Below are 26,661 nucleotides of genomic sequence, written 5' to 3'. Positions count from 1 at the left end.
ATGCTGGGTCGGTGACAAGCTCCCCCACCACTGCCATGCCCACGGGCCAGGGGTCGAGTGCAACCGGTGCCCCGGTGGTGTCCGCCGACTTCTCCGACATCACGAGAACGAACGCGTCCCTCCAGCGGTTCCTGCACGGCCTGCCCGGGGTCGACCAGGTCGGCGCGGAGGCCCGCGCGGCCTCGCTCGGCACCCGCTCGATCAAGACGACCGCCAAGGAGTTCGCGATCGACCTCGCGATCCGGATGGTCGACCTCACCACGCTCGAGGGCCAGGACACCCACGGCAAGGTCCGCGCGCTGGCCGCCAAGGCGATGCACCCCGACCCGGCCGACCCGACCTGCCCGATGACGGCGGCCGTCTGCGTCTACCCCGACATGGTGGCAACCGCCAAGGAGGTCCTCGGTGACAGCGGCGTCAACGTCGCCGCCGTGGCCACGGCGTTCCCGAGCGGCCGTGCGGCCCTCGACATCAAGCTCGCCGACACCCGGGACGCGGTCGAGGCCGGCGCCGACGAGATCGACATGGTCATCGACCGTGGCGCCTTCCTGTCCGGCCGCTACAAGGACGTGTACGACGAGATCGTTGCCGTGCGCGAGGCCTGCGGCAGCGCCCACCTCAAGGTCATCTTCGAGACCGGCGAACTGCAGACCTACGACAACGTCCGCCGGGCCAGCTGGCTCGCGATGATGGCCGGCGGTCACTTCATCAAGACCTCCACGGGCAAGGTCCAGCCGGCCGCGACGCTGCCGGTCACGATGATCATGCTCGAGGCGGTCCGTGACTTCCGCGAGCAGACCGGCCAGATGGTCGGCGTGAAGCCCGCGGGCGGCATCCGCACCACCAAGGACGCCATCAAGTACCTCGTGATGGTCAACGAGGTCGCCGGCCAGGACTGGCTCGACCCCGACTGGTTCCGCTTCGGCGCCTCCACGCTGCTCAACGACCTGCTCATGCAGCGCACCAAGATGCAGACCGGCCGCTACTCCGGTCCCGACTACTTCACGCTGGACTGATCTCAATGACGAGCCCCTTCGAGTACGCCCCCGCCCCCGAGTCGCGCAGCATCGTCGACATCAAGCCGTCCTACGGCCTGTTCATCGACGGTGAGTTCGTGGACGGCCACGGGAAGGCCTTCAAGACGATCAGCCCCGCCACCGAGGAGGTGCTGGCCGAGGTCGCCGAGGCCAGCGACGCCGACGTGGAGAAGGCGGTCAAGGCCGCCCGCAAGGCCTACGACCGGGTCTGGGGCCGGATGCCCGGCCGCGAGCGCGCCAAGTACCTCTACCGGATCGCGCGGATCATCCAGGAGCGCGGGCGCGAGCTCGCCGTCCTGGAGTCGCTGGACAACGGCAAGCCGATCAAGGAGTCGCGCGACGTCGACATCCCGACCGTCGCCGCCCACTTCTTCTACTACGCCGGCTGGGCCGACAAGCTGGAGTACGCCCTGCCCGGAAATGTGAGTGGCGGCAGCACCCCGCTCGGCGTCGCCGGCCAGGTCATCCCCTGGAATTTCCCGCTGCTGATGCTGGCGTGGAAGATCGCGCCCGCCCTGGCCTGCGGCAACACCGTGGTGCTGAAGCCGGCCGAGACCACGCCGCTGACCGCGCTGCTCTTCGCCGAGATCTGCCAGCAGGCCGACCTCCCGGCGGGTGTCGTCAACATCGTCACCGGCGCCGGTGACACCGGTCGGGCGCTGGTCTCCCACCCGGGCGTCGACAAGGTCGCGTTCACCGGCTCGACCGAGGTCGGCCGCGCGATCGCGAAGGCCGTCGCCGGCACCGACAAGAAGGTCACCCTCGAGCTGGGCGGCAAGGCGGCCAACATCGTCTTCGACGACGCCCCGCTCGACCAGGCCGTCGAGGGCATCGTCAACGGCATCTTCTTCAACCAGGGCCACGTCTGCTGCGCCGGCTCCCGCCTCCTCGTGCAGGAGTCGGTGGCCGAGGAGGTCCTCGACCGCCTCAAGCGCCGCATGTCCACGCTGCGCGTGGGTGACCCGCTGGACAAGAACACCGACATCGGCGCCATCAACTCCGCCGAGCAGCTGGCCCGCATCCGTGAGCTGTCCGCCATCGGTGAGGCCGAGGGCGCCGGCCGCTGGTCGCCGCCCTGCGAGCTGCCCACCACCGGCTTCTGGTTCGCGCCGACGATCTTCACCGGCGTCACCCAGGCCCACCGGATCGCCCGCGAGGAGATCTTCGGCCCGGTCCTGTCCGTGCTGACCTTCCGCACGCCCTCCGAGGCGGTCGAGAAGGCCAACAACACGCCGTACGGCCTCTCGGCCGGCGTGTGGACCGACAAGGGCTCCCGCATCCTGCACATGGCCAACCAGCTGCGCGCCGGCGTGGTGTGGGCCAACACGTTCAACAAGTTCGACCCGACCAGCCCCTTCGGCGGCTACAAGGAGTCGGGCTACGGCCGCGAGGGTGGCCGGCACGGCCTCGAGGCATACCTGAAGGGTGGCGTGAAGTGAGCCGCATCGACGTTCGCAAGACCTACAAGCTCTTCATCGGCGGCGCGTTCCCGCGCTCGGAGTCGGGCTACTCCTACGTCGTCAACGACTCGAAGGGGGCCTTCGTGGCCAACGCCGCCCTCGCCTCGCGCAAGGACGCTCGTGACGCCGTCATCGCGGCACGCAAGGCCTTCGGCGGCTGGTCGGCGCGCACGGCCTACAACCGCGCGCAGATCCTCTACCGCGTCGCCGAGGTCATGGAGGACCGCCGCCCGCAGTTCGTGCAGGCAGTGGTGCAGTCCGAGGGGCTCTCCTCCTCGAAGGCCGAGAAGGTCCTCGACGAGGCCATCGACCGTCTGGTCTGGTACGCCGGCTGGGCCGACAAGATCACCCAGGTCGTCGGCGGTGCCAACCCGGTCGCGGGGCCGTTCTTCAACCTCTCCACGCCCGAGCCGACCGGCGTGGTCGCCGTGCTCGCTCCCCAGGCCTCCAGCCTGCTCGGCCTGGTCAGCGTGGTCGCCCCGGCGATCGTCACCGGCAACACCGTGGTCGTGGTGTCGTCCTACGAGCGTCCGCTGCCCGCCGTGACGTTCTCGGAGGTCCTCGCGACCTCCGACCTGCCCGGCGGCGTGGTCAACATCCTGACCGGCTCCGCCGCGACGGTGGCCCCGTGGCTCGCCTCGCACATGGACGTCAACGCGCTCGACCTCACCGGCATCGCCGGCGACGCCGAGCTCGCGACCTCGCTCGAGGTGGCGGCGGCCGACAACCTCAAGCGGGTACGCCGTGCCCCGGCCGCCGAGCCCGACTGGACCCAGGACCCCGGCCTGGAGCCGATGACGGCGTTCCTGGAGACCAAGACGGTCTGGCACCCCATCGGCGTGTGACCCGACGGTGCGTGCCCGTGTGATCGTGCTTGCCGGCCCCTCGGGGGCCGGCAAGTCCAGGCTCGCCGAACGACTCGGCCTGCCGGTGCTCCGGCTGGACGACTTCTACAAGAACGGCGACGACCCCACGCTCCCCCGCATCACGACGGGGGCGAACGCCGGCATCGTCGACTGGGACCACCCCGACTCCTGGCTGCACGGGGACGCCATGGCCGCCCTCGACCGGCTCTGCCGGGAGGGGCGCGCCGAGGTGCCGATCTACGAGATCGCCCGGGACGGGCGGTGCGGGTCGACCGAGCTCGAGCTCGGCGAGCACGACCTCTTCGTGGCCGAGGGCATCTTCGCCCAGCACGTCGTCCCGTCCTGCCGCGAGGCCGACCTGCTCGCGGCCGCGTACTGCGTGCGCCAGCACCCGGTGAAGACCTTCTGGCGACGCCTGACACGGGACCTGCGCGAGCGCCGCAAGCCCCCGCTCGTGCTGGTCCGGCGCGGTCTGGCCCTGATGCGCGACCAGCAGCGGGTCGTGGCCCGTGCGGTCGAGCGCGGCTGCCTGCCCGTGACCCCGGACCAGGCGTTCCGCGCGATCGCGAGCCTGCACCAGCCCGAGCCGGCGGGTGACTGAACGGGGCAGCCCCGACGGGTCCGGCGAGGTGTTCCGCCGGGCCCTCCCCCAGCCCGACCGGCGCTCCTGCGGTGCGGCCTCGCTCGTGGTGGCGCGGATGCTGGGCGACCCGCCCTACACCGCGTCCGTCGTCGGTCACGGCTCGTTCGGGACCGAGGTGCTGGCGCTGCACCGCCGGCTCACCTCCGGCCTCGACGCCCGGGGCCGGCTCCAGCTCCCCTGGCCACGCGCCCTCGGCACCGCGCCCTGGGCGGTCGCCCGGCACCTCGCCGCCCTCACCGGCAACCGGCACCGCGTCCGGTGGGTGCGCACCGGGCGGGCCGCGGCCGCGGACCGGGTCCTCGACCTCGCCGCCGCCGGCCGGCCGGTCGTGCTCTACGTGGGCAACCGGTGGCTCCCCCGCCACGTGGTCCTCGTCGTGGGGCGCGACGGTGACGGGCTCGACGTCTACGAGCCGGCGTCGGGCCGGTTGGTCTCCGTGAGCCGCGGGGCGCTCGCGTCGGGCCCTCTCGACCTCGGTGGGTGGGCCACGCCCTGGTTCAGCGTCGAGCCGCGAGCGCGGCGTACTCCGGCTTGATGACCCGGTCGATGATCGCCAGCCGTTCGTCGAAGGGCAGGAACGCCGACTTCATCGCGTTGATGGTGAACCACCGCAGGTCGTCGAGACGGTAGCCGAAGGCCTGCACCAGCGACCACATCTCGTCGGTCATGGAGGTCCGGCTCATCAGCCGGTTGTCGGTGTTGACCGTGACCCGGAAGCGCAGCTCGGTCAGCAGCCCGATCGGGTGCTCCGCGATCGACGTCGCCGCCCCCGTCTGGATGTTCGAGGCGGGGCAGAGCTCCAGCGGGATCCGCTTGTCACGGACGTACGCCGCGAGCCGGCCGAGCTCCACGCGCCCGTCGTCGTGCACGGTGATGTCGTCGATGATCCGCACCCCGTGGCCCAGCCGGTCGGCGCCGCACCACTGGATGGCCTGCCAGATCGACGGCAGGCCGAACGCCTCGCCGGCGTGGATGGTGAAGTGGGCGTTCTCGCGCTGGAGGTACTCGAAGGCGTCGAGGTGCCGGGTGGGCGGGAAGCCCGCCTCCGCCCCGGCGATGTCGAAGCCGGCGACGCCCCGGTCGCGCCACGACACGGCGAGCTGCGCGATCTCCATCGACCGGGCGGCGTGCCGCATCGCAGTGAGCAGCTGGCGCACCACGATGCGACCCCCGCTGGCCGCCACGCCCTGGTCGAAGCCCTCCTGCACGGCCGCGACCACCTCGTCGAGGGTCAGGCCCTGCGTCACGTGCTGCTCGGGCGCGTAGCGCACCTCGGCGTACACGACCCCGTCGGCCGCGAGGTCCTCGACGCACTCGCGCGCGATCCGGGTGAGCGCCGGACCGGTCTGCATGACCGCCACCGTGTGGTCGAAGGTCTCGAGGTAGCGCTCCAGGGAGCCGGAGTCCGCCGCGTCGGCGAACCACTGCCCCAGGGACTCCGCGTCGTCGGCCGGGAGCTCGTGACCGATCTCCCTCGCCAGCTCCAGCACCGTCGCCGGGCGCAGCCCACCGTCGAGGTGGTCGTGGAGCAGGACCTTCGGCGCCCGGAGCACCTGGTCGCGGGTGAGGACGGTAGGTTCCGTGGCGGAGGCGGCAGTCATGGCGTCATCCAATCATCGAAGCGCCGAACCGACGGAGGCAGACATGCGCGTCTTCACCACCCTGGACGAGGTCGCAGCGGCGGCCGGCGAGGAGATCGGCACCAGCGACTGGGTGACGATCGACCAGGAGCGGGTGAACAGGTTCGCCGAGGCGACCGACGACTTCCAGTGGATCCACGTCGACGTCGAGCGCGCCAAGGCCGGCCCCTTCGGCGGCACCATCGCCCACGGCTACCTCACGCTGTCGCTGCTCCCGCTGTTCGGCAGCCAGATCTTCGACCTGCAGACGCCGGGCGCCAAGCTCAACTACGGGCTGAACAAGGTCCGCTTCCCCACCCCGGTCCCCGTCGGCTCGCGGCTGCGGGCCACCTGCACCTTCACCGCGGTCACCGACGTGCCCGCGGGCAAGCAGGTCACGATGAGCTACGTCGTGGAGATCGAGGGCGAGCCGAAGCCCGCCCTCGTCGCCGAGTTCCTGGTCCTGCTGCTGCCCTGACCGGGCCGGCTCAGGAGATGCGGTCGATGACCAGCGGCGAGGGCTGGTACGACGTGCCGTCCGCGGCGATGTCGTAGCCACCCTCGAGCGAGGCCAGCGCCCGGTCGAACCGCTCCGGCTCGTCGGTGAGCAAGGTGAACAGCGGTGCTCCCGCGGTCACCTCGTCGCCGGGCCGGGCGTGCCAGACGACCCCGGCGCCGTCCTGGACGGCGTCGCCCGCCTTGGCGCGGCCCGCGCCCAGACGCCACGCCGCCATGCCGACCGCCATCGCGTCCAGCCGGGTCAGCACGCCGGAGGCCGGGGCCGCGACCACGTGCTTCTCCCGCGCCTCGCGCATCGGCGCGTCCGGGTCGCCGTCCTGGGCGCGGATCATCTTGTTCCAGACGTCCATCGCCGAGCCGTCGGCCAGCTTGTCGGCCGGGTCCACGTCGGTGACACCGGCGCCGGCAAGCATCTCGCGGGCCAGCGCCAGGGTCAGCTCGACCACGTCGGCGGGACCGCCGCCGGCCAGCACCTCGACCGACTCGGCGACCTCGATCGCGTTGCCGGCGGTCAGGCCCAGCGGCGTGGACATGTCGGTCAGCAGGGCGACCGTGCGCACCCCGGCGTCGGTGCCGAGACCCACCATGGTGGTCGCCAGCTCACGGGCCCGGTCGACGTCCTTCATGAAGGCGCCGGTGCCGACCTTGACGTCGAGGACCAGCGAGCCGGTGCCCTCGGCGATCTTCTTGGACATGATCGAGGAGGCGATCAGCGGGATCGCCTCCACGGTGCCGGTCACGTCGCGCAGGGCGTAGAGCTTCTTGTCGGCGGGGGCGAGCCCGTCGCCGGCCGCGCAGATGACCGCGCCGACCGACTCCAGCTGCGCGAACATCTCGTCGTTCGAGAGGGCCGCCCGCCAGCCGGGGATCGCCTCCAGCTTGTCCAGGGTGCCGCCGGTGTGCCCGAGCCCGCGGCCCGAGAGCTGCGGCACGGCCACGCCGCACGCCGCGACGAGCGGCGCCAGCGGCAGCGTGATCTTGTCGCCGACGCCGCCGGTCGAGTGCTTGTCGGCGGTGGGCCGCGAGAGCGTGGAGAAGTCCATCCGCTCGCCGGAGGCGATCATCGCCGCGGTCCAGCGCGCGATCTCGCGGCGGTCCATGCCGTTGAGCAGGATCGCCATCGCCAGCGCGGACATCTGCGCGTCGTCGACGGAGCCCTTGGTGTAGGCATCGATCACCCAGTCGATCTGGCTGTCGCTGAGCTCCGCCCGGTCCCTCTTCGCAGAGATCACCTCGACGGCGTCGTGCTGCGCCATGGCAGTCCTTCCGTTCCGTTCAGGTCAGTGGAGGTCGTCGGGGCCGAACGCCTGGGGCAGCACCTCGGCCATCGTGCGCAGCCCGCGCGGCGTCATCAGCACCAGCTCGTTGCCGCCCTGCTCGAAGAGCAGCTGGCGGCAGCGACCGCACGGCATGATCACCTCGCCGTCGCCGTTGACGCACACGAAGTGCGTCAACCGCCCGCCGCCGGTTGCGTGCAGCTGCGAGACGACCCCGCACTCCGCGCACAGCACGACGCCGTACGCAGCGTTCTCGACGTTGCAGCCCACGAGCATCCGCCCGTCGTCCGCGAGTGCTGCGGCGCCCACGTGGAAGCGGCTGTACGGCGCGTAGGCGTGCGCGGCCACCTCGACGGCGGCGTACCGCAGGGACTCCCAGTCGACGGCCGGTGCGTCGGTCACGGTCAGCTCTCCCGGGTTCAGTTCTTCGTGTACGGCTCGCCGTCGGCGGCCGGCGGGCGGACCCGACCGACGAAGCCGGCGACCGCGATGATCGTGGCGAGGTACGGCGAGGCGCGCAGCAGCTCCGGCGGGATCTTGCCGAGGAACGCCAGCTGGCTCTGCAGCGTCCACATGAAGCCGAAGAACAGCGCGGAGAGCGACGCCCAGACGGGGTGCCAACGGCCCATGATCACCGCTGCCAGCGCGATGAAGCCGTTGCCGGCCGAGGCGTCCTGGTCGAAGGAGCCGGTCGAGCCGACGGTGAACCACGCGCCACCGAGGCCGGCGAACACGCCGCCGAGCAGCACCGCCTGCCAGCGCACCCGGTTGACCTTGATGCCGACCGTGTCCGCGGCCATCGGGTGCTCGCCGACCGAGCGGACCCGCAGGCCCCACTTGGTCTGGAAGAGCAGCACCGTCACGAAGACCACGGAGACGTACATGATGTAGACCAGCAGCGTCTGGTTGAACAGCGTGGGCCCGATGACGGGGATGTCGGCCAGCCCGGGGATGCTGATCGGCGCCAGGATCAGCGGCTCGTTCAGGTAGGCCTTGATGTCGGGGTCGTCGGGGATCTGGCTCAGCAGGAAGCTGGTCAGGCCGGTCGCCAGGGCGATCAGCACGACACCGAGGACGACCTGGTTGACCTGGTAGCGCATCGCGAAGACCGCGAGCAGCGAGGCGATGGCGACGCCGGCGAGGATGCCGCCCACGAGTCCCATCTCGGCGCTGTAGAAGGCGCTGGAGGCCACCGACGCGAAGAACGCGCCGGTGAGGAACTGGCCCTCGATCGCGATGTTGATGACACCGGCCCGCTCGCACAGGCAGCCGGCCAGCGCGCCGAACACCAGCGGGGTCGCGAGCTTGACGGTGCCCGGCAGGGGGTTGGCGATCACCAGGGTCGTCTGGTCGGCGTAGGACCACACGATGAACCCGAGGAAGAACGCGACGCCCACCAGGATCGAGGCGATCGTGCCGACCACGCCCCGGGGGATCTTGTTGACGGCCGCGGCGACGAGGCCCAGCAGGGCCACGCCGAAGCAGGCCCACACGATGTTGAGGCCGTTGACCTCCGTGCCGCGGTCGTCCGCGGTCACCCGCTCGCCGGTGATGTACTTGACGGTCGGGTTCTCGATGTCGAGCGCGAACCACAGCAGCAGCAGCGCCACGATCGCGAAGACGACGACGAGCTTGACCTGGCGGCGTACGTCGGCCCGGTCCCTGACCGCTACGACGTCGGCCTGGCCGGCCTCGGTCACGACTGCGGCGCTCATCCGCCCCATCCCTTCGCCATCACGGTCTTGTTCTCCTCAGCGGTCTTGATGCGCATCAGCCCCTGCACCAGCGCGGGCGCGGCCACGAAGAGCACGATCAGCGCCTGGAGGATCTGGGTCAGCTCCTTGGGGGTGGACGCGGCGCTCGCCTGCATGGCCACGCCACCGACGCTCAGTGCGCCGAACAGCAGGCCCGCGAACACGGTGCCCAGCGGCGTCGCCCGTCCGAGCAGGGCGACGGTGATGGCGTCGAAGCCGATGGTGCCGGCCATGGTCGGGCTCAACGAGTCGTGGTGGCCCAGGATGCCCATGGTGGCGGCGAGGCCGGCCAGGCCGCCGGCGATGATCATGGCGGTCGTGTAGACGGCCGGGACGTTCATGCCCGCGGTGCGGGAGGCATCGGCGTTGGCGCCGACCGCACGCATCTCGAAGCCCAGCGTGGACCGGTTGAGGATCCACCAGACCAGGGCGGCGGCCAGGAAGGCGACGATCACGCCGAGGTGCAGGTTGCCGATCGTCGGGAACGTCGCGGAGTCGTCGACGGGCGGCGACTGGGTGTTGTCGCTGCCGGGGCGCTGGAAGGCGTTCTTGCCCAGGCAGTAGATCAGCAGCGCCGCGGCGAGGTAGTTCATCATGATCGTGGTGATCACCTCGTGGGCGCCGGTGCGGGCCTTCAGCACGCCCGCGATCCCGCCCCAGAAGGCACCCCCGAGGATGCCCGCGACCAGTGCGGCCAGCAGGTGGAGGCCCGGGGGCAGGTTCCAGGTGAACCCGACGTAGCCCGCGGCCAGCGCGCCCAGGATCAGCTGCCCCTGCGCACCGATGTTGAACAGGCCGGCACGGAAGGCGAGCGTCACGCCGAGACCGGCGCAGATCAGCGGGGCCGAGCGCACCAGCGTGGTCGAGATCGCGTGCGCCGAGCCGACCGAGCCGGTCAGCAGCGCCCAGTAGGACTCACCGACGGCCTTGGCGGCCTCGGAGAAGAAGTCCCACGGGTAGGAGAAGAAGTACGGCAGCGTCTCGAGGACGTCCTGGCTGGAGAAGGCGATCAGGACGGCGCCGATCAGCAGCGCCAGGATGATCGCGGCCACCGTCGTCTTGACGGTGGGCAGCCACTCGTCGGCGTTCAGGGGCCGGCGCTTGGCGGGCGCCGGCTCGGGGGCCGTCTGCTCGGGCTCGGGGGTGGTGCCCGGCTTCACGTCGGTGCTCATGCGGTTGCCTCTGCTGCCTCGGCCGGGCCGTGGGCGCCGGCCATCATCAGTCCGATGTCCTCGCGGGCGATGTCAGGGGTGACCGTGCCCACGATGCGGCCGTCGTACATGACCGCGATGCGGTCCGACAGCGCGAAGATCTCGTCGAGCTCGGTCGACACGATGATGACCGCCGTGCCCTTGTCGCGCTCGGCGATGATCCGCTTGTGGATGAACTCGATCGACCCCACGTCGACGCCGCGCGTCGGCTGGGAGGCGATGAGCACCTTCAGGGGGCGGGAGAACTCCCGCGCCACCACGACCTTCTGCTGGTTGCCGCCCGAGAGGGAGCTGACGGTGCTCTCCATCGACTCGGTGCGGATGTCGAACTCCTCGATGCGGTGCGCGGCGTTCGCCTCGAGGGCGTCGAGCCGCAGCGCCAGGCCGCGGGAGAACTCGTCGTTGCGGTAGAGGTCGAGCACGAGGTTCTCGCGCACGCTGAAGGCGCCGACGTACCCGTCGTGGGAGCGGTCCTCGGGGATGTAGCCGATGCCCTCCGCCAGGCTCTCGCGGGGGCCGTGCTTGCGGATGTCCTTGCCGTCGATGGTGATCTCGCCGGCGTCGGGCTTCACCAGGCCGAGCAGCGACTTGATCAGCTCGGTCTGGCCGTTGCCCTGGACGCCCGCGATGCCGAGGACCTCCCCGGCGCGCGCCTCGAAGGACACGTCCTTGACGACCTGGAAGCCGCGCGGGTCGACGACGGTGACGCCCTTGACCTCGAGCACGGGCGCGCCGACCTCGGCCGGCTCCTTGTCGACGGTCAGCTTCACCGAGCGGCCGACCATCATCTCGGCCAGCTCGGCCTCGCTGGCGCCGGGGTCGGCGGTGCCGACGACCTTGCCGCGGCGGATCACGCTGATCCGGTCGCCGATCGCCTTGACCTCGCGCAGCTTGTGGGTGATGAAGATGATCGAGGTGCCCTGCTTCTTGAGCTCACGCATGATCTCCATGAGCTCGTCGATCTCCTGCGGGGTGAGCACGGCGGTCGGCTCGTCGAGGATCAGCACCTTGGCGTGGTTGGCCAGCGCCTTGATGATCTCGACGCGCTGCTGCACGCCGACCGGGATCTCCTCGACCAGGGCGTCGGGGTCGACCGCCAGCCCGTAGGTCGAGGACAGCTCCCGGACCAGCTTGGCCGCGGCCGCACGGTTCAGGAAACCCAGGCCGCGGGTCTGCTCGCGGCCCAGCATGACGTTCTCGGCCACCGTGAAGACGGGGATCAGCATGAAGTGCTGGTGCACCATGCCGATGCCGGCCGCGATCGCGTCGCCCGGCGAGGTGAAGGTGACCGGCTCGCCGTCGAGCAGCAGCTCACCCTCGGTGGGCTCCAGCAGCCCGTACAGCATGTTCATGAGCGTGGACTTGCCCGCGCCGTTCTCCCCGAGGAGGCAGTGGATCTCGCCCGGCTCGATCGTGAGGTCGATGTGGTCGTTCGCGGTGAAGGACCCGAACCTCTTCGTCAGCCCCCGGATCTCCAGCTTCATCGTTCTCCTTTGAACGTGTGACTCCCGGCTCCCCGACGTGCGGGCACCTGATGAGCGTAGAACGCGAGAAGCCGGGTCGGTAACTTACCGACCCGGCCTCTGGCGTGTTCGAGCGGGTGTGTCGGTCAGCCGACCTTCAGGGTCCCGTCGATGATCTGCTGCTTGAGCTCCTCGATCTTGTCCTTGGTGTCCTGGTCGATGAGCGAGTCGGCGTCGTGGTACGGCGCCAGGCCGACGCCGTTGTTGGCCAGCGTGCCGACGTAGACCTCGTTGGAGAACTTCTTGTCGACCGAGTCCTTGATCGCGGACTCCACGGCGACGTCCATGCCCTTCATGACCGAGGTCAGGAGCACGTCGCAGTACTCGGCGGCCGAGACGCAGCCGTCGGTGTCGACCCAGATGGCGTGGATGCCCTTGTCCTTGGCGGCCTGCAGGCCACCGAGGCCGGCGGGACCGGCGACCGGGAAGATGATGTCCGCGCCCTGCTGGATCATGCCCTCGGCGACCGACTGGCCCTTGGACTTGTCGTCGAAGGTGTTGAGGAACGAGCCGTCCTTGCCGTCCCAGCCCAGGAGCTTGACGTCGGCGCCGTTGTCCTTGTTGAACTGCTCGATGCCCTGGCGGAAGCCCTCCATGAAGATGGAGACCGTCGGGATGTTCAGGCCGCCGAAGGTGCCGACGATGCCCGACTCCGACTGCGCCGCGGCGAGGTAGCCGGCGAGGAACGAGGGCTCCGCGGTGTTGAAGGTGAGGCCCTTCAGGTTCTTGGCGGGCTTCTCGTAGCCGAAGTCGACGATGGAGAAGTCGACCTTCGGGTTCTTCTTCGCGGCGGCCTCGGTGGCGTCACCGAGGAGGAAGCCGACGGTGGTGATCGAGTTGCAGCCCTGCTTGACCAGCGCGTCGATGTTGTCGGCGTACTCCGAGTCGGAGTTCGACTCGACCTGCGCGGTCTGGATGCCGAGGTCGGCCTTGGCGTCGGTCAGGCCCTTGAGCGAGGTCTGGTTGAACGACTTGTCGTCGAAGCCGCCGGAGTCGGACACCTCGCACGCCTTGAAGTCGGGGTGGCTCTCCGCCGGCGTCGAGGCGCTGGTCGACTCGGACGGAGTCGGGCTGCTGCTGTCGTCGGCGTTGTCCGACGGACGGCTGCCGCATCCGGCAAGAACAAGGGCAGCGATGCCAACCACCGCTGCGGTGCGTGCCGTCTTCTTCACGGCGCCCTCCTGGGGATATTCATGGGGTCACGGTGCATCAACTGGTCGCGACGCACGCCGAGTCACCCTAATAGGAGGCCCCCGCGTGCGCGTAGGCAATTGGTGACAGAAATCCGAGTTGTTATCCGTCAGTGACCAACGAGCCGACGGCGGCGTTCGCCAGCACCCGCGCACCCACCCCCGTGGCCCGCTCGTCGATGCGCAGGTTGCCCTGGTGGAGGTCGTACGTCGGGCCGCCGGGCGTGCGCGTCCCCAGCCGGGCCATCGCGCCCGGGACCTGGTCGAGCAGCCAGCCGAAGTCCTCGCCGCCGAGGCTCTGGTGCGCGGTGATCCGGCCCTGGTCGCCGAGCACGCGGCGTACCGCGCCGGAGAGGATCCGGTGGGAGACGACCTCGTTGACGACCGGTGGCACGCCCTGCTGGTAGACGACGTGGGCCTCGACCCCGTAGGGCCGCACGATGTCGTGGACCAGCTCGCGGACCAGGGACTCGCACTCGGCCCACGCGACCGCGTCGAGGATCCGCACGGTGCCGGCGACCATGCCCCGGTCGGGGATGACGTTGGCCGCGGCGCCGGCGTTGACGATGCCCCAGACCAGGCTGACGCCCGAGCGGGGGTCGAGCCGGCGGGAGAGCATCGCGGGCAGCTCGGTGGTCACCTTGGCCAGCGCGAAGGTCAGGTCGCCGGTCAGGTGCGGGCGGGAGGTGTGGCCGCCGGTGCCCTCGAGGCGGACCTCCAGCCGGTCCGCGGCGCTGGTCAGCGGCCCGAGCCGCAGGCCCACCTGCCCGAGGTCGACGCCGGGGTCGCAGTGCAGCGCGAAGACCCGCTCCACGTCCTCGAGGGCGCCCACGCCGACCAGGTGCAGCGCGCCGCCCGGCATGACCTCCTCGGCGGGCTGGAACAGCAGCCGGACCCGGCCGCGCAGCTGGCCGCGCGCGTGGATCTCGGAGAGCGCCAGGGCGGCGCCGACCAGCCCAGCGGTGTGCACGTCGTGGCCGCACGCGTGGGCGACGCCCGGGACGGTGCTCGTCCACGGGTCGGTCGTGGCGTCCTGCACGGGGAGCGCGTCGAGGTCGGCGCGCAGCGCGACGACCGGGCCGCTCTCCCCCATGTCGGCCAGCAGCCCGCCGTGCGGCAGCCGGGTGGTGCGCCAGCCCACCTTCTCGACCCGCGCCGCGACGATGTCGGTCGTCCGTCCCTCGGCCCAGGAGAGCTCCGGGTGCGCATGCAGGTCACGTCGCAGCTCGACCAGCTCGTCGTCGACGGCCGCCAGGGTCTCGTCGATGACGGCGGCGGCAGCATCCAGTGGATTGTCGGCGGGCATCGGCACGAGGTTAGTTCACCGGCCCTCGCCGGCGCCCACCTGTTCGTCGATCGGCCGCACGCTAGAGGGCGTTGAACATCACCAGCCGGCCCTCCGGCGGGTCGGCGAGCACCCTGGTCGTGGCGTAGACGTGCCCCTGCCAGAGCTCGACCGCCGCCGGCTGGATGGCCGTGCGCAGCGTCGTGACGTCGTGGGTGCCGTGCCGGACGACCGAGATCCGGCCGCCGAAGAGCTGGGAGACGTAGACGTCACCGGTGCTTCGCGAGACCGCGACGCCCACCGCACCGGCGATGCCGGTGGCGACGCGCGTGACATCACCCGTCCTCGGGTCGATGCGGTACACGCGTCCCTGCGGACCGAGGCTGCCGTCCTCGGGTCCGCCGGTCAGGGCGGAGACGAAGAGCATCCTGCCCGGGCCGACCTCGACGTCGGTGGGGACCGGCTCGAACCAGTACTTGAGCCCGACCGCGCAGTCGGGGAAACCGTTGGCCTGCGCCGCCTGGGCGGAGACGGTCACGCCCACGGCCGGCAGCACCGCAATCGTGCGCACCCGCCGGTGCCGGACCCGCAGGATCGCGTTGCCCGCGGCGTCGGCGACGTAGGTCCGCCGCCCCCTCACCGCCGTGCCGTAGGGGTGCGTCTCCACGATGCCGGTGTAGGTCGCGGGCGACTCTGCAGGGAACTGGGACGCGCAGTCCGCGTCGATGCGGCGGAAGCCGTAGGTCACGTCACCGTCGGGGTTGAGCCGGGCCTCGAACCCCTTGAGGCGGGCGATCGTCCGGACCCGTCCGTGCCGGTTGATCCGCTTCACGACCGCGCGGCCCGAGGCCTTGGTCACCCCGAACGTGACCCGGCCCCGGCGGTAGGAGACGGCACCGACCTCGTCGCCGTCGGCGGCCCGGTAGACCGTGCTCAGGCCTCCCCCGGGCGCCAGTCGGACCAGCCGGCCGGCGAAGCTCTCCGCGACGTACGCCGCGCCGTCGGGCGCGAAGGCCACGCTGAGCGGGCTGACGAGCTGCTTCGCGAGCGTGTGCCGCGGGAACACGGCACCCGAGGCGCCGGGGGCACCTGCGAAGGTGCCGCCCGCCGCGAGCGCGAGTGCAGCGAGACCGGCGGCGAGTCTGGTGGAGCGTGGCATGGGGGTCCTCCCGGGTGAGCGATCGCTGCACGGATCGTCGATCGCCGAGCGACCCCGGGGGTCGCGATCGGGGTGCGCATACCCCGGACCGGGTACGGCTCAGCCGCGGTCGTCGTACGCCGCGAGGATGCGGTCGGCGGCCGACGTGGCCGGCAGCTCCCCGGACAGCACCGCGGCGCGGACCTCGTCGCGGATCGCCGCGACCCCGGTGGAGTGGCGCAGCCGCTCGGCCAGCTCGTCGCGGACCAGCGCCCACATGAAGTCCAGCTGCTGGGCGGCCCGCTTGTCGGCGAGCCCCTCGGCACCGAGGTGCTCGCGGTGGCCCAGCACCCTCTCCCAGAGGTCGTCGACCCCGCTGTCCTCCAGGGCCGAGCAGGTCACCACCGGCGGGGCCCACTCCCCCTTGCCGCGGACCATGCGCAGCGCGCCGGCCAGCTCGCGGGCCGCGGACCGCGCCTCCTGCGTCCGGTCACCGTCGGCCTTGTTGACCGCGATCACGTCGGCGATCTCGAGGATGCCCTTCTTGATGCCCTGGAGCTGGTCGCCGGTGCGGGCGAGGGTGAGGAAGAGGAAGGTGTCGACCATGCCGGCCACCGTCACCTCCGACTGGCCGACGCCCACCGTCTCGACCAGCACCACGTCGTAGGCCGCCGCTTCGAGGACCGCCATCGCCTGCACGGTGGCCCGGGCGACCCCGCCGAGGGTGCCCGCGGACGGCGAGGGCCGGATGTAGGCGTGCGGGTCGTGCGCGAGCCGCGCCATCCGCGTCTTGTCGCCGAGCACCGACCCGCCGGTGCGCACCGAGCTCGGGTCGACCGCGAGCACCCCCACCCGGTGGCCGGCGGCCGTGAGCCGCGTCCCGAGCGCCTCGATGAACGTGGACTTGCCGACCCCGGGGACCCCCGAGATGCCGACCCGCACCACCGGGGCGCGGGCCCCGGTGACCTCGGGGTCGCTCAGCTCGGCCAGCAGCTCGCGCGCCGCGGCGCGGTGCGCCGGCTTCGAGGACTCGACCAGCGTGATCGCGCGCGAGACCGCCGCACGCTGCTGCGCGCGGACGCCCTCCGCGAGGGCGGCGACGTCGACGGGGCGCGCCGCCATCAGTGACCGAGCTGCTCGCGCAGCTTGGCCAGCAGGTCGAGCGCCGACTCGGCGATCACCGTGCCCGGCAGGAACACCGCGGCCGCGCCCATCTCCTTCAACGTCGGGACGTCGTCGGGAGGGATCACGCCACCGATCACGATCATGATGTCGGGGCGGCCCTGGTCGGCCAGCGCCTGCCTGAGCGCCGGGAGCAGCGTCAGGTGGCCCGCCGCGAGCGAGGAGACGCCGACGATGTGCACGTCGGCGTCGACCGCCTGCTGGGCGACCTCCTCGGGCGTGGAGAACAGCGGCCCCACGTCGACGTCGAAGCCCATGTCGGCGAACGCGCTGACCACGACCTTCTGGCCGCGGTCGTGACCGTCCTGGCCCATCTTGGCGACGAGGATGCGGGGGCGGCGACCCTCGGCCTCCTCGAACTCCTCGGTGGCCTCGACGACCTGCTGCACCAGCTGGCTGCCGGCGCTGCCGGACTCGTCCCTGAACACGCCCGAGATCGTACGGATGACGGCCTGGTGGCGGCCGTAGACCTTCTCCAGCGCGTCGGAGATCTCCCCGACCGTCGCCTTGGCCCGGGCCGCGTCGACGGCCAGCGCCAGGAGGTTGCCGTCCAGGCCCGCGCCGGCCCCGCGCTCGGCCGAGCTCGTGAGCGCCTCGAGGGTGCGACGGACCTCGTCGTCGTCGCGCTCCGCGCGCAGCCGCTCCAGCTTGGCGATCTGCTGGCGGTAGACGTCGTCGTTGTCGACCTTGAGCACGTCGAGCTTGTCCTCGGCCGCCAGGCGGTAGGTGTTGACGCCGATGACCTTCTGCGCGCCGGAGTCGATGCGGGCCTGGGTGCGGGCCGCCGCCTCCTCGATGCGCATCTTCGGGATGCCCTGCTCGATCGCCTTGGCCATGCCGCCGGCACGCTCGGCCTCGAGGATGTGGGCCCAGGCCCGCTCCGCGAGGTCGTGGGTGAGCCGCTCGACGTAGTACGAGCCGCCCCACGGGTCGATGGTGCCCGTCGTGCCGCTCTCCTGCTGCAGCAGCAGCTGGGTGTTGCGGGCGATCCGCGCGGAGAAGTCGGTGGGCAGTGCGATCGCCTCGTCGAGGGCGTTGGTGTGCAGCGACTGGGTGTGCCCCTGGGTCGCCGCCATCGCCTCGATGCAGGTGCGCTGGACGTTGTTGAAGACGTCCTGCGCGGTCAGCGACCAGCCGCTGGTCTGGGAGTGGGTGCGCAGGCTGAGCGACTTGGGGTTCTTCGGGTCGAACTCGCGCACCAGCCGCGCCCACAGCGCACGGGCCGCGCGCATCTTCGCGACCTCCATGAAGAAGTTCATCCCGATCGCCCAGAAGAACGAGAGCCGGGGGGCGAACCGGTCGATGTCGAGGCCCGCGTCGAGGCCCGCGCGGATGTACTCCACGCCGTCGGCCAGCGTGTAGGCGAGCTCCAGGTCGGCCGTCGCACCGGCCTCCTGGATGTGGTAGCCGGAGATCGAGATCGAGTTGAAGCGCGGCATCTTCTCGGCGGTGTAGCTGAAGATGTCGGAGATGATCCGCATGCTCGGCGCCGGCGGGTAGATGTAGGTGTTGCGGACCATGAACTCCTTGAGGATGTCGTTCTGGATGGTCCCCGCGAGCTGTTCCGGCTTCACCCCCTGCTCCTCGGCCGCCGCGATGTAGAGCGCCATGACCGGCAGCACCGCGCCGTTCATGGTCATGCTGACGCTCATCTGGTCCAGCGGGATGCCGTCGAAGAGCGTGCGGGCGTCATAGATCGAGTCGATCGCCACGCCGGCCATGCCGACGTCGCCGCGCACCCGCGGGTGGTCGGAGTCGTAGCCGCGGTGGGTGGCCAGGTCGAAGGCCACGGAGAGGCCCTTCTGACCGGCCGCGAGGTTGCGGCGGTAGAACGCGTTGGACTCCTCGGCGGTCGAGAAGCCGGCGTACTGCCGGATCGTCCACGGCTGCGTGGTGTACATCGTCGGGTAGGGACCGCGCAGGAACGGGCTCAGGCCCGGGAGCGTGTCGAGCGCATCGAGCCCCTCGACGTCCTCGGGGCCGTACGACGGCCTGATCCCGATGCCCTCCGGGGACATCCACGGCTCGCCGGGGACGCCGCCCGTCGACCGGCTCGCGCCGCCGGACAGGGGAAGTCCGTTGAAGCTCTTCGGGACACTCATGCCAGCTTCTCCCTCGTCCGGGTCAGGAAGTCCAGGGCGTCCACGCCCATCGCGCAGGCGTCGTCGACGCTCTCCTCGTCCGCGAGGGCAGTGGGCTTCCCGGCGATGATCACGTGCGTGGCGCCGGCCTCGCGCAGCGCGGCCGCGGCCTCGGTGCCCCACTCGGCGTACGTCGGGTCGCTGCCGGCGAGGCAGGCGACGGCCTGGCCGTCGTAGGCCGCGACCAGATCGTCGGCGGACCCGGTCGGGCCGGCAGGGTCGACGGCGATCCCGCCGGCGGCGAACAGGTTGGCGGCGAAGGTCGCCCGGGCGGTGTGGTCGGCGACCGTGCCCAGCGTGGCCAGGAAGACGTGACCCGTGGCGGGCTCGTCGCGCAGCGCCTCGAAGCTGGCGCCGTAGCGACGCACCTCGCGCGCGGCCGGGTCGGTCGGGCGCTCGGGCAGCGTCTCCCCGAGGTTCGGGAACTCCGTCACACCGGTGAGCGGACGCCTGCGGGTGGCGACCTCTCGCTCGCGGCGGGCCACGACGTCGGCGATCGCCGCGTCCAGCGACTCTCCGTCCTCGAGCCGGCCGAACAGCTCCCACGCGGCAACCGCCAGGTCGTCGGTCAGCTTCTCGACGGCGTAGGCGCCGCCGGCGGGGTCAGCCACGCGCGCGACGTGGGACTCCGAGATCAGCAGGGCCGAGGTGTTGCGGGCGATCCTGCGGCCGAAGCCGTCGGGCACGCCGAGCGGGGTGTCGAAGGGCAGCACGGTCACCGCGTCCGCTCCCCCGACGCCCGCGGCGAACGCGGCGACGGTGGTGCGCAGCATGTTCACCCAGGGGTCGTACCTGCTCATCATCGGGCGGCTGGTGACGGCGTGCTGCCGCTGCGCCCAGCCGTGCGTCTCCTGGGCCGATGCCTCGCTGAGCTCGAGCACGCGCGCCCAGAGCCGGCGCGCCGCGCGCAGCTTCGCGATGGTCGGGAACTGCTCGTCGGTCGCGGCGTACCGGAACTCGACCAGCCGCGCCGCCTCCTCGGCCGAGACGCCGGCCTCGGTGAGGACGCGCAGCACGCGCGCTCCCACCGCCAGCGAGTGCGCGAGCTCCTGGACGTCGGAGGCACCCCGGTCGTGCACGACGGTCGCGTCGACCACCACGCCGAGGGTGCCCGCCCGGCGCGCGAGCTCGGCGACCGCGACCAGGTCGGGCTCGGCCGCCTCGCCGCTCACGCCGAGGTTGGTCCCGGCGGCGAGCTCGCGGTCCCCGGCGTGGGCGAGGAACGCCTCGGCCACGGCGACCGGTGCGCCGGGAGCGTCGAGGACCACGGGGGCCAGGTCCAGCAGGACCCCGTCGAGGAGGGTGGCCAGGTCGGTGCCGGCGTCCGCCTCGACCCACAGCGACGTGACGCCGCCCTCCAGGTCGACCAGGGCGGCCGCGTTGGCGGCCTTCGGCTCGGTGCCGACTAGGTGGGCGCGGACGTCCCAGTCTCCGGCGCGCTGGGGACGGCCCCGGGTCTCGAGGTCGTCGAGCAGGGTGCGGGTGCCGAGCGGGGTCACGCCGATCCCGTCGAGCGTGGTGCGGGTCAGCTTGTCCCAGACCAGGTCGTCGGGGTCCTCGTCGGTCATCCGGCGCGCCTTGCGCAGCACGGCGGCAGCGGCCTGCTCCCAGTCGGTGACGGCCCACCGGTCCCCGGCGTCAGCCAGGTCCAGCGTGCCCTGCTCCGGCTCGAGCTCCTCGGGCTCGTCCAGCCCACCCTCGACCTGTGTCATGGTGCGAACGATAGGAGCACCGGCGGAACGGGTTCCAGCCGGTGTGATGTTTTCGTCGGGGGTGGCACGCCCAGCGGACGCTCAGCCCTCGTCCACGGTGGTGGCCGGGACCTCGACCTCGGCGAGGAAGCGCTGCAGCGCCTCGTCGACGACCTCGTCCGGCCGCCGACCGGTGCGGGCGGCCGCCGCGACGACGCGGGCGGTGAGCTCGGGCGGGACGACGAGCGTGGCCGGCGCCGCCGCCGGGGCGGCCGGGACGCGCAGTCCTCGGCCGAACTTGGTCAGGGCGGTGACGACCACGGTTCCGAGCACGTCGAGGATGGCGACCACGCCGAGCACCCGGAAGTAGGGGCCGCTCGGCTCCGTCCCGAGGATCAGGTAGCTGATCATGGCGGCCAGCACGGCCGCCGCCACCAGGGTGCCGACCAGGATGCGCCGGACGGCCGCCCTGGCCCCGTGCGCGATCCCCAGGAGCAGGCTGACCTGGGCGAGCGTGGCGGCCACGACGGCCCCGACGCCGAACGTCTTCCCGAGCCACTCCGGCGGAGCCTCGCTGAAGTCGCTCCAGATCATCACCAGCGCGGTCACCAGCGGGACCAGCACCACCACCCCGCCGGCCACGCCCACCGGCTGGTACGGCGTGTCCGCGGTGGCGAGGTAGCAGAGCACGGCGACGCTCACGATCCCGACCAGGAGAGTCGTGAGCAGGATCCGCCCCTCGGTGGCCCCGAAGGCACCACCGCCGATCAGGGCGATCACTCCGAGAAGCGCAGCGAGCGAGAACGACCCGATGGTGACCCGGACGATCGCGGTCCGGATCGGGGCCGTGTTGTCGGACTTCCCTGCCATGGCTCATGGTCCCACCGCAGGCCGGGACGGCACCGCGGACCATGGTCCCGAAACCGCGAGCCCATCGGGCCGGCCACGCCCGTCTAGCCTGTGCACCGTGAAGGTTCGGGAGCCCTCGGGACAGGTGTGGCGGGTCAGCCGGCGGTGGGTGCCGTGGCGACGGCGGCTCAAGGGTGCGCTGGACTCCACGGGACCCGACCTGTCCATGTTCCACGGGCTGGGCGACGACCCCGTCAGTGTGATCCTCGCGGTCGTCGCGCTGGTGCTGCTGCTGCCGTTCATCGTGCTCGTGCTCGTGGCCGGCGCGGAGTTCCTGCTCCTGCTGCTGGTCCTCCCCTTCGCGGTCCTCGGCAGGGTCCTGCTGGGCCGGCACTGGACCGTGGAGGTACGCCGCGGCTGGCGGCCGTGGTGGGAGGCGCTGGCCGGTGACTGGCAGGCGTCCGGGGTGCGGATCCACGAGGTCGCGGACGCGATCCGGCGCGGGGACCTGCCGCCGCAGACCTTGGGGCGCGGCGCCGACACCACCCGCACCTAGGGCCGGTCCTGGCCCCGGGGGCGCCCGCCGGGGCGGCCGCCGCTCAGACCTCGGTGCGCCCGTCGTTGTCCTTGTTCCGCAGCCCGATCTTGTTGCCGAGCCAGACCAGCGGGTCGTACTTCCGATCGACCACGCGCTCCTTCATCGGGATGATCGCGTTGTCGGTGATCCGGATGTTCTCCGGGCAGACCTCGGTGCAGCACTTGGTGATGTTGCACATCCCGATGCCGGCGGCCCCCTGGGCCAGGGTCCGACGGTCATGGGTGTCGAGCGGGTGCATGTCGAGCTCGGCGTACCGCAGGAAGAACCGCGGGCCGGCGAACGCGGGCTTGTTCTCCTCGTGGTCGCGCACGACGTGGCAGGTGTTCTGGCACAGGAAGCACTCGATGCACTTGCGGAACTCCTGGCCGCGCTCCACGTCGATCTGCGCCATCCGCCGCTTGCCGTCGTCGTCGCGCGGCGGCGGCGCGAAGGACGGCAGCTCCCGTGCCTTCTCGTAGTTGAAGGACACGTCGGTCACCAGGTCGCGGATCACCGGGAAGGTGCGCATCGGCGTGACGGTGATGGTCTCGGAGGGGTCGAAGTCCGACAGCCGGGTCATGCACAGCAGGCGCGGCCGGCCGTTGATCTCGGCGCTGCACGAGCCGCACTTGCCGGCCTTGCAGTTCCACCGGATCGCCAGGTCGCCGGCCTGGGTGGCCTGCACGCGGTGCAGCGCGTCCAGCACGACCTCGCCCTCGGAGACCTCCACGGTGTAGTCGCCGAGGTCGCCACCGTCCTGGTCGCCCCGCCAGATCCGCATCTTCAGGTCGTAGCCCACGTCCGTCCCCCTCAGTCGAAGTACTTCTTGAGCTCGTCCGGCATCACCGGGAGCGGCTTCTCGTGCAGGTCGACGCCGCTGCCATCGGCGTTCAGGTTCACCACCAGGTTCTTCGTCCCCCAGACCTCGTGGTCCGTCTGCGGGAAGTCGTCGCGGGTGTGGCCGCCGCGCGACTCCTCGCGGGCGAGGGCCGCCTTGGCGATGGCCTCGCTGACGAGCAGCATGTTGCGCAGGTCGATCGCGAGGTGCCAGCCGGGGTTGTACTGCCGGTGACCCTCCACCGACATGTGCTTCGCCCGCTCCTTGAGCCGCTCGATCTCCTGCAGCGACAGCTCGAGCTCGGCCCGGGTGCGGATGATGCCGACCAGGTCGTTCATCGACTGCTGCAGGTCCTGCTGGATCGTGTAGGGGTTCTCGGCGCCCTCGACCTCGAACGGCGCCAGCGCGCTCTGCTCGGCGGCCTTCACGTCGGTGTCCGAGACGGCCGGTCGCGCCCCGGCCAGCCTGTCGGCGTACGACGCCGCCGCCTCGCCGGCCCGGCGGCCGAAGACCAGCAGGTCGGAGAGCGAGTTGCCGCCGAGGCGGTTGGAGCCGTGCATGCCGCCGGAGCACTCCCCCACGGCGTAGAGGCCCGGGACGGCCGCGAGCTCGGTGTCGGGGTCGACCTCGACGCCGCCCATCACGTAGTGGCAGGTCGGCCCGATCTCCATCGGCTCGGCGGTGATGTCGACGTCGGCCAGCTCCTTGAACTGGTGGTACATCGACGGCAGCCGCTTGCGGATGAACTCCGGGCTCCGGCGCGAGGCGATGTCGAGGTAGATGCCGCCGTGCGGGGTGCCGCGGCCGGCCTTGATCTCGGAGTTGATCGCCCGGGCGACCTCGTCACGCGGCAGCAGCTCGGGTGGTCGCCGGTTGTTCTTCTTGTCGTCGTACCACCGGTCCGCCTCCTCGACCGTGTCGGCCGTCTCCGAGCGGAAGAACTCGGGGATGTAGTCGAACATGAACCGCTTGCCCTCGGAGTTCTTCAGGATGCCGCCGTCGCCGCGCACCGACTCGGTGACCAGCAGCCCCTTCACCGAGGGCGGCCAGACCATCCCCGTGGGGTGGAACTGGACGAACTCCATGTTGATCAGGCTCGCGCCGGCGCGCAGCGCGAGCGCGTGGCCGTCGCCGGTGTACTCCCACGAGTTGGAGGTGACCTTGAAGGACTTGCCGATGCCGCCGGTGGCGAGCACCACCGACGGCGCCTCGAAGACGACGAAGCGGCCGGTCTCGCGCCAGTAGCCGAACGCGCCGGAGATGCGCCCGGATGAGGACCCACCGGTGGTCGAGCCTGTCGAGACCTCCTTGAGCAGCTCGGTGACCGTGCACTCCATAAACACGTCGATGCCCAGGGCGACCGCCCGCTGCTGGAGGGTCCGGATCATCTCCAGGCCGGTGCGGTCGCCGACGTGGGCGAGCCGGGCGTACTTGTGGCCCCCGAAGTCGCGCTGGGAGATCAGCCCGTCGTCGGTGCGGTCGAACAGCGCACCCCAGTCCTCGAGCTCCATCACGCGCTCGGGCGCCTCCTGGGCGTGCAGCTGGGCCATCCGCCAGTTGTTGAGCATCTTCCCGCCACGCATGGTGTCCCGGAAGTGCACCTCCCAGTTGTCCTCGGGCCAGCGGTTGCCCATGGCCGCCGCGATGCCGCCCTCGGCCATCACCGTGTGCGCCTTGCCGAGCAGGGACTTGCAGACGATGGCCGTCCGCGCGCCCGCGTCGTGCGCCGCGATCGCGGCCCGCAGGCCGGCACCGCCCGCGCCGATCACGACGACGTCGTACCGGTGCCGCTCCAGGCCCCCTGCCTCGGTGCCCGACATCTCGTTGCCGGTCATCGGGTGACGGTCACTCATCAGTTGGCTCGTTCCTTCAGAAGAAGCGCGGGTCGTCGAGGACGCCGGTCGCCAGCAGGTAGATGTAGAGGTCCACGATCGCGACGGAGAACAGGGAGTACCAGGCGTACCTGGCGTGGTCGGCGTTCAGCCGGGACACGAACGTCCACAGCTTGTAGCGGACCGGGTGCCTGGAGAAGTGCCGCAGCCGGCCGCCGGTGATGTGCCGGCAGGAGTGGCAGGAGAGGGTGTAGAGCCAGATCAGCACCACGTTGGCCACCATCAGCACGGTGCCCAGGCCCATGTGGATCCCGTCGGACTCCCCCTCGGCCGGCCCGAACGCGAGCAGGGCGTCCCAGGTGAGGATCAGCGCGACAACCACGGCGGCGTACCAGAAGTAGCGGTGGATGTTCTGCAGGATCAGCGGGAACCGCGTCTCGCCGGAGTAGGCGCCGTGCGGCTCGGCCACCGCGCACGCGGGCGGGGAGAGCCAGAAGGCCCGGTAGTAGGCCTTGCGGTAGTAGTAGCAGGTCATCCGGAAGCCCAGCGGGAAGATCAGGATGACCAGCGCCGGGGACAGGCTCCACCAGCTGAGCGGCTGGCCGAAGTCGGACGATCCCGCCACGCAGGAGTCGGTCAGGCAGGGCGAGTAGAACGGCGAGAGGTAGGGCTCGGCGAAGTAGTCGTTGCCGGCGAAGGCCCGCCACGTCGCGTAGACGACGAACGCGCTGAACACCACGAACGTCGCCAGCGGGTAGAGCCACCAGCGGTCGGTGCGCAGCGTCCGCACACCGATGCGGGCCCGCTCGGGCCCGTCCACGCCTCTTGCCGTACGAGCGTCCGTCGACGCCATCGCCACCTCCGGTGGGCTTCGCAGGTCGGGTGCTGGGGCTTGAGTCTGCACACAATGACCCCGATGTGAAAGGGGCCACACCGCTGGGGCCCGGGAGACGCGTCCGCGGAGTTCACGTGACGGCCACGTCGCGTCAGCCCCCACGCCTCCTCGGCGGGACAGGCTGCAGCCATGAGGATCTCCCTCGTCGCCGACGCCTTCTACCCGGCCGTCGACGGCCGCACCCGGGCCGTCAAGGCCGTGGCCGACCGCTTGATCGACACCGGTCACGACGTCGGCATCGTCGCCCCCGGGCCCGGCCTCGGGTGCTACCGGCGCAGCCCGGTCGTGCGCACCGGCGGCCGGTTGCGGCTCGGCGCGCAGGTGACGGCGGCGCTCGCCGACCTGGCCCCGGAGGTCCTCCACGTGGCCGCCACGGGTCCGCTCGGGGGCGCGGCTCGCCTGGCGGCGCGGCGGCTGGGCATCCCGACGTACGACCCGGACGGCGACTGGCTCCCCGGCGTCGACACCGATGCCTTCAACCCCGGACTGCGCGACCCGTGGCTGCACGCCCGCTGGTCGCGCGCCCGCTCACGCAGCGGGCACCAGCGGCACGGGGGGCCGCTGGTCGTGGTGGGCTTCGCGGGCGACCTCGAGGCCCACCACGGCGTACGCCGCCTCGCGACCCTGGCCACCGTGCCCGGAATCCGCCCGGTCGTGATCGGGGACGGGCCGCTGCGGGGCTGGCTCCGGAGCCGGCTCCCGGACGCGGCCTTCTGCGGCCACCTCGACACCGGCCACCTCGCGGTGGCCCTCGCGTCGCTGGACCTGCTGGTCCACCCGGGGGCGGAGGAAGGCTGCTGCGACGCCGTGCGCGAGGCCGCGGCCAGCGGGATCCCGGTCGTGGCCGCCCGCTCGGCCGGCTCGGCGCGGGTGGTCCGGCACCTGGAGACCGGGCTGCTGCACGATCCGGACGACCCACGCGGACCGGCGCGGGCGGTCGCCGCCGTCGCGGCGGACCCGCACCGGTGGCTGCTCGGTCAGCGGGCCCGCGAGCTCTCCATGACCCGCAGCTGGCGGGTGGCGGTCGACGAGCTGGTCGAGTCCCACTACCGCCCGCTGGCGGGCCGTCGCCCGCGGGCGGCGCTCCCGGCCTGACCTGACTGCCCGGTAACCGGACTTATCTCACACGCCCCG

The 26,661-nt window shown here is 71.6% G+C and carries 24 protein-coding genes; 8 read left to right on the top strand and 16 right to left on the bottom strand.

Going from position 1 to position 26,661, the window contains the following annotated elements; genetic code table 11:
- Nucleotides 1-11: 11 nt before the first annotated feature.
- The 5 genes from deoC to ACZ43H_RS01510 are packed head-to-tail and all read left to right on the top strand — an operon-like array spanning nt 12 to nt 4,541.
- Complete coding sequence (gene deoC, locus ACZ43H_RS01530) at nt 12-1,016, top strand: deoxyribose-phosphate aldolase (RefSeq protein ID WP_464587189.1); 1,005 nt, start codon at nt 12-14, stop codon at nt 1,014-1,016.
- A 5-nt stretch (nt 1,017-1,021) separates the two neighbouring features.
- Nucleotides 1,022-2,476 (top strand): aldehyde dehydrogenase family protein, encoded by a 1,455-nt coding sequence (locus tag ACZ43H_RS01525; RefSeq protein ID WP_464587188.1) that lies wholly within the window; start codon nt 1,022-1,024, stop codon nt 2,474-2,476.
- The gene (locus ACZ43H_RS01520; protein ID WP_464587186.1) at nt 2,473-3,342 is read left to right on the top strand and encodes an aldehyde dehydrogenase family protein; all 870 of its coding nucleotides are present in this window, start codon (nt 2,473-2,475) and stop codon (nt 3,340-3,342) included. Before ACZ43H_RS01525 ends, ACZ43H_RS01520 begins: the two co-directional genes overlap by 4 nt.
- A 7-nt stretch (nt 3,343-3,349) precedes the next feature.
- Nucleotides 3,350-3,964: an ATP-binding protein gene (locus ACZ43H_RS01515; RefSeq protein ID WP_464587185.1), complete on the top strand. Its 615-nt coding sequence runs from the start codon at nt 3,350-3,352 to the stop codon at nt 3,962-3,964.
- The gene (locus ACZ43H_RS01510; protein WP_464587184.1) at nt 3,957-4,541 is read left to right on the top strand and encodes a cysteine peptidase family C39 domain-containing protein; all 585 of its coding nucleotides are present in this window, start codon (nt 3,957-3,959) and stop codon (nt 4,539-4,541) included. The genes ACZ43H_RS01515 and ACZ43H_RS01510 overlap by 8 nt, the downstream gene beginning before the upstream one ends.
- Here the strand turns inward: ACZ43H_RS01510 and ACZ43H_RS01505 are convergent.
- On the bottom strand, nt 4,504-5,607 hold the full coding sequence (locus ACZ43H_RS01505) for an adenosine deaminase (RefSeq protein ID WP_464587183.1): 1,104 nt from the start codon (nt 5,605-5,607) through the stop codon (nt 4,504-4,506). The genes ACZ43H_RS01510 and ACZ43H_RS01505 overlap by 38 nt on opposite strands.
- A gap of 43 nt (nt 5,608-5,650) precedes the next feature.
- On the opposite strand from ACZ43H_RS01505, the gene ACZ43H_RS01500 reads away from it, so the two are divergent.
- Nucleotides 5,651-6,103, top strand: a complete 453-nt coding sequence (locus ACZ43H_RS01500; RefSeq protein ID WP_464587181.1) for a MaoC family dehydratase — start codon at nt 5,651-5,653, stop codon at nt 6,101-6,103.
- Between the two features lie 10 nt (nt 6,104-6,113).
- On the opposite strand, the gene ACZ43H_RS01495 is transcribed toward ACZ43H_RS01500, so the two are convergent.
- From ACZ43H_RS01495 to ACZ43H_RS01440, 12 genes are all read right to left on the bottom strand, one after another.
- Nucleotides 6,114-7,400, bottom strand: coding sequence for a thymidine phosphorylase (locus tag ACZ43H_RS01495; protein ID WP_464587179.1), 1,287 nt, complete (start codon nt 7,398-7,400; stop codon nt 6,114-6,116).
- A gap of 24 nt (nt 7,401-7,424) precedes the next feature.
- Nucleotides 7,425-7,823, bottom strand: a complete 399-nt coding sequence (locus tag ACZ43H_RS01490; protein ID WP_464587177.1) for a cytidine deaminase — start codon at nt 7,821-7,823, stop codon at nt 7,425-7,427.
- Nucleotides 7,824-7,840: 17 nt separating this feature from the next.
- Complete coding sequence (locus tag ACZ43H_RS01485) at nt 7,841-9,136, bottom strand: ABC transporter permease (protein ID WP_464587176.1); 1,296 nt, start codon at nt 9,134-9,136, stop codon at nt 7,841-7,843.
- A complete protein-coding gene (locus ACZ43H_RS01480) occupies nt 9,133-10,347 on the bottom strand; it encodes an ABC transporter permease (protein ID WP_464587174.1) in 1,215 nt (404 codons plus the stop codon). Before ACZ43H_RS01480 ends, ACZ43H_RS01485 begins: the two co-directional genes overlap by 4 nt.
- Nucleotides 10,344-11,870 carry an ABC transporter ATP-binding protein gene (locus ACZ43H_RS01475; RefSeq protein WP_464587172.1) on the bottom strand — a complete coding sequence of 509 codons (1,527 nt, stop codon included), beginning with the start codon at nt 11,868-11,870 and terminating at the stop codon, nt 10,344-10,346. Before ACZ43H_RS01475 ends, ACZ43H_RS01480 begins: the two co-directional genes overlap by 4 nt.
- A gap of 125 nt (nt 11,871-11,995) precedes the next feature.
- Nucleotides 11,996-13,081 carry a BMP family lipoprotein gene (locus tag ACZ43H_RS01470; protein ID WP_464587170.1) on the bottom strand — a complete coding sequence of 362 codons (1,086 nt, stop codon included), beginning with the start codon at nt 13,079-13,081 and terminating at the stop codon, nt 11,996-11,998.
- 121 nt (nt 13,082-13,202) lie between these two features.
- Nucleotides 13,203-14,405: an amidohydrolase gene (locus tag ACZ43H_RS01465; protein ID WP_464587168.1), complete on the bottom strand. Its 1,203-nt coding sequence runs from the start codon at nt 14,403-14,405 to the stop codon at nt 13,203-13,205.
- Nucleotides 14,406-14,466: 61 nt separating this feature from the next.
- Nucleotides 14,467-15,543: a ScyD/ScyE family protein gene (locus ACZ43H_RS01460; protein ID WP_464587166.1), complete on the bottom strand. Its 1,077-nt coding sequence runs from the start codon at nt 15,541-15,543 to the stop codon at nt 14,467-14,469.
- Between the two features lie 99 nt (nt 15,544-15,642).
- On the bottom strand, nt 15,643-16,644 hold the full coding sequence (gene meaB / locus ACZ43H_RS01455) for a methylmalonyl Co-A mutase-associated GTPase MeaB (protein WP_464587164.1): 1,002 nt from the start codon (nt 16,642-16,644) through the stop codon (nt 15,643-15,645).
- Nucleotides 16,644-18,806, bottom strand: a complete 2,163-nt coding sequence (scpA, locus tag ACZ43H_RS01450) for a methylmalonyl-CoA mutase (protein WP_464587162.1) — start codon at nt 18,804-18,806, stop codon at nt 16,644-16,646. Before scpA ends, meaB begins: the two co-directional genes overlap by 1 nt.
- Complete coding sequence (locus tag ACZ43H_RS01445) at nt 18,803-20,557, bottom strand: methylmalonyl-CoA mutase family protein (protein WP_464587160.1); 1,755 nt, start codon at nt 20,555-20,557, stop codon at nt 18,803-18,805. The genes scpA and ACZ43H_RS01445 overlap by 4 nt, the downstream gene beginning before the upstream one ends.
- A gap of 81 nt (nt 20,558-20,638) precedes the next feature.
- Entirely contained in the window at nt 20,639-21,406 is a 768-nt protein-coding gene (locus ACZ43H_RS01440) for a hypothetical protein (RefSeq protein WP_464587158.1), read from the bottom strand.
- Nucleotides 21,407-21,503: 97 nt separating this feature from the next.
- On the opposite strand from ACZ43H_RS01440, the gene ACZ43H_RS01435 reads away from it, so the two are divergent.
- Nucleotides 21,504-21,941 (top strand): hypothetical protein, encoded by a 438-nt coding sequence (locus tag ACZ43H_RS01435; protein WP_464587156.1) that lies wholly within the window; start codon nt 21,504-21,506, stop codon nt 21,939-21,941.
- Nucleotides 21,942-21,984: 43 nt separating this feature from the next.
- On the opposite strand, the gene ACZ43H_RS01430 is transcribed toward ACZ43H_RS01435, so the two are convergent.
- From ACZ43H_RS01430 to ACZ43H_RS01420, 3 genes are read right to left on the bottom strand one after another with little or no spacing between them, the layout of a single operon-like run.
- Entirely contained in the window at nt 21,985-22,761 is a 777-nt protein-coding gene (locus tag ACZ43H_RS01430; RefSeq protein WP_464587154.1) for a succinate dehydrogenase/fumarate reductase iron-sulfur subunit, read from the bottom strand.
- 11 nt (nt 22,762-22,772) lie between these two features.
- Nucleotides 22,773-24,653 carry a fumarate reductase/succinate dehydrogenase flavoprotein subunit gene (locus ACZ43H_RS01425; RefSeq protein WP_464587152.1) on the bottom strand — a complete coding sequence of 627 codons (1,881 nt, stop codon included), beginning with the start codon at nt 24,651-24,653 and terminating at the stop codon, nt 22,773-22,775.
- Between the two features lie 16 nt (nt 24,654-24,669).
- A complete protein-coding gene (locus tag ACZ43H_RS01420) occupies nt 24,670-25,452 on the bottom strand; it encodes a hypothetical protein (RefSeq protein ID WP_464587150.1) in 783 nt (260 codons plus the stop codon).
- Between the two features lie 204 nt (nt 25,453-25,656).
- Here ACZ43H_RS01420 and ACZ43H_RS01415 point away from each other — a divergent pair, with 204 nt between their 5' ends.
- The gene (locus ACZ43H_RS01415; RefSeq protein ID WP_464587148.1) at nt 25,657-26,622 is read left to right on the top strand and encodes a glycosyltransferase; all 966 of its coding nucleotides are present in this window, start codon (nt 25,657-25,659) and stop codon (nt 26,620-26,622) included.
- Nucleotides 26,623-26,661: the final 39 nt, after the last annotated feature.

It is taken from the genome of Nocardioides sp. DN36, from assembly GCF_055380375.1.
Note: the sequence above shows the minus strand (reverse complement) of the source record. Positions and strands in the feature narration are given on the sequence as shown.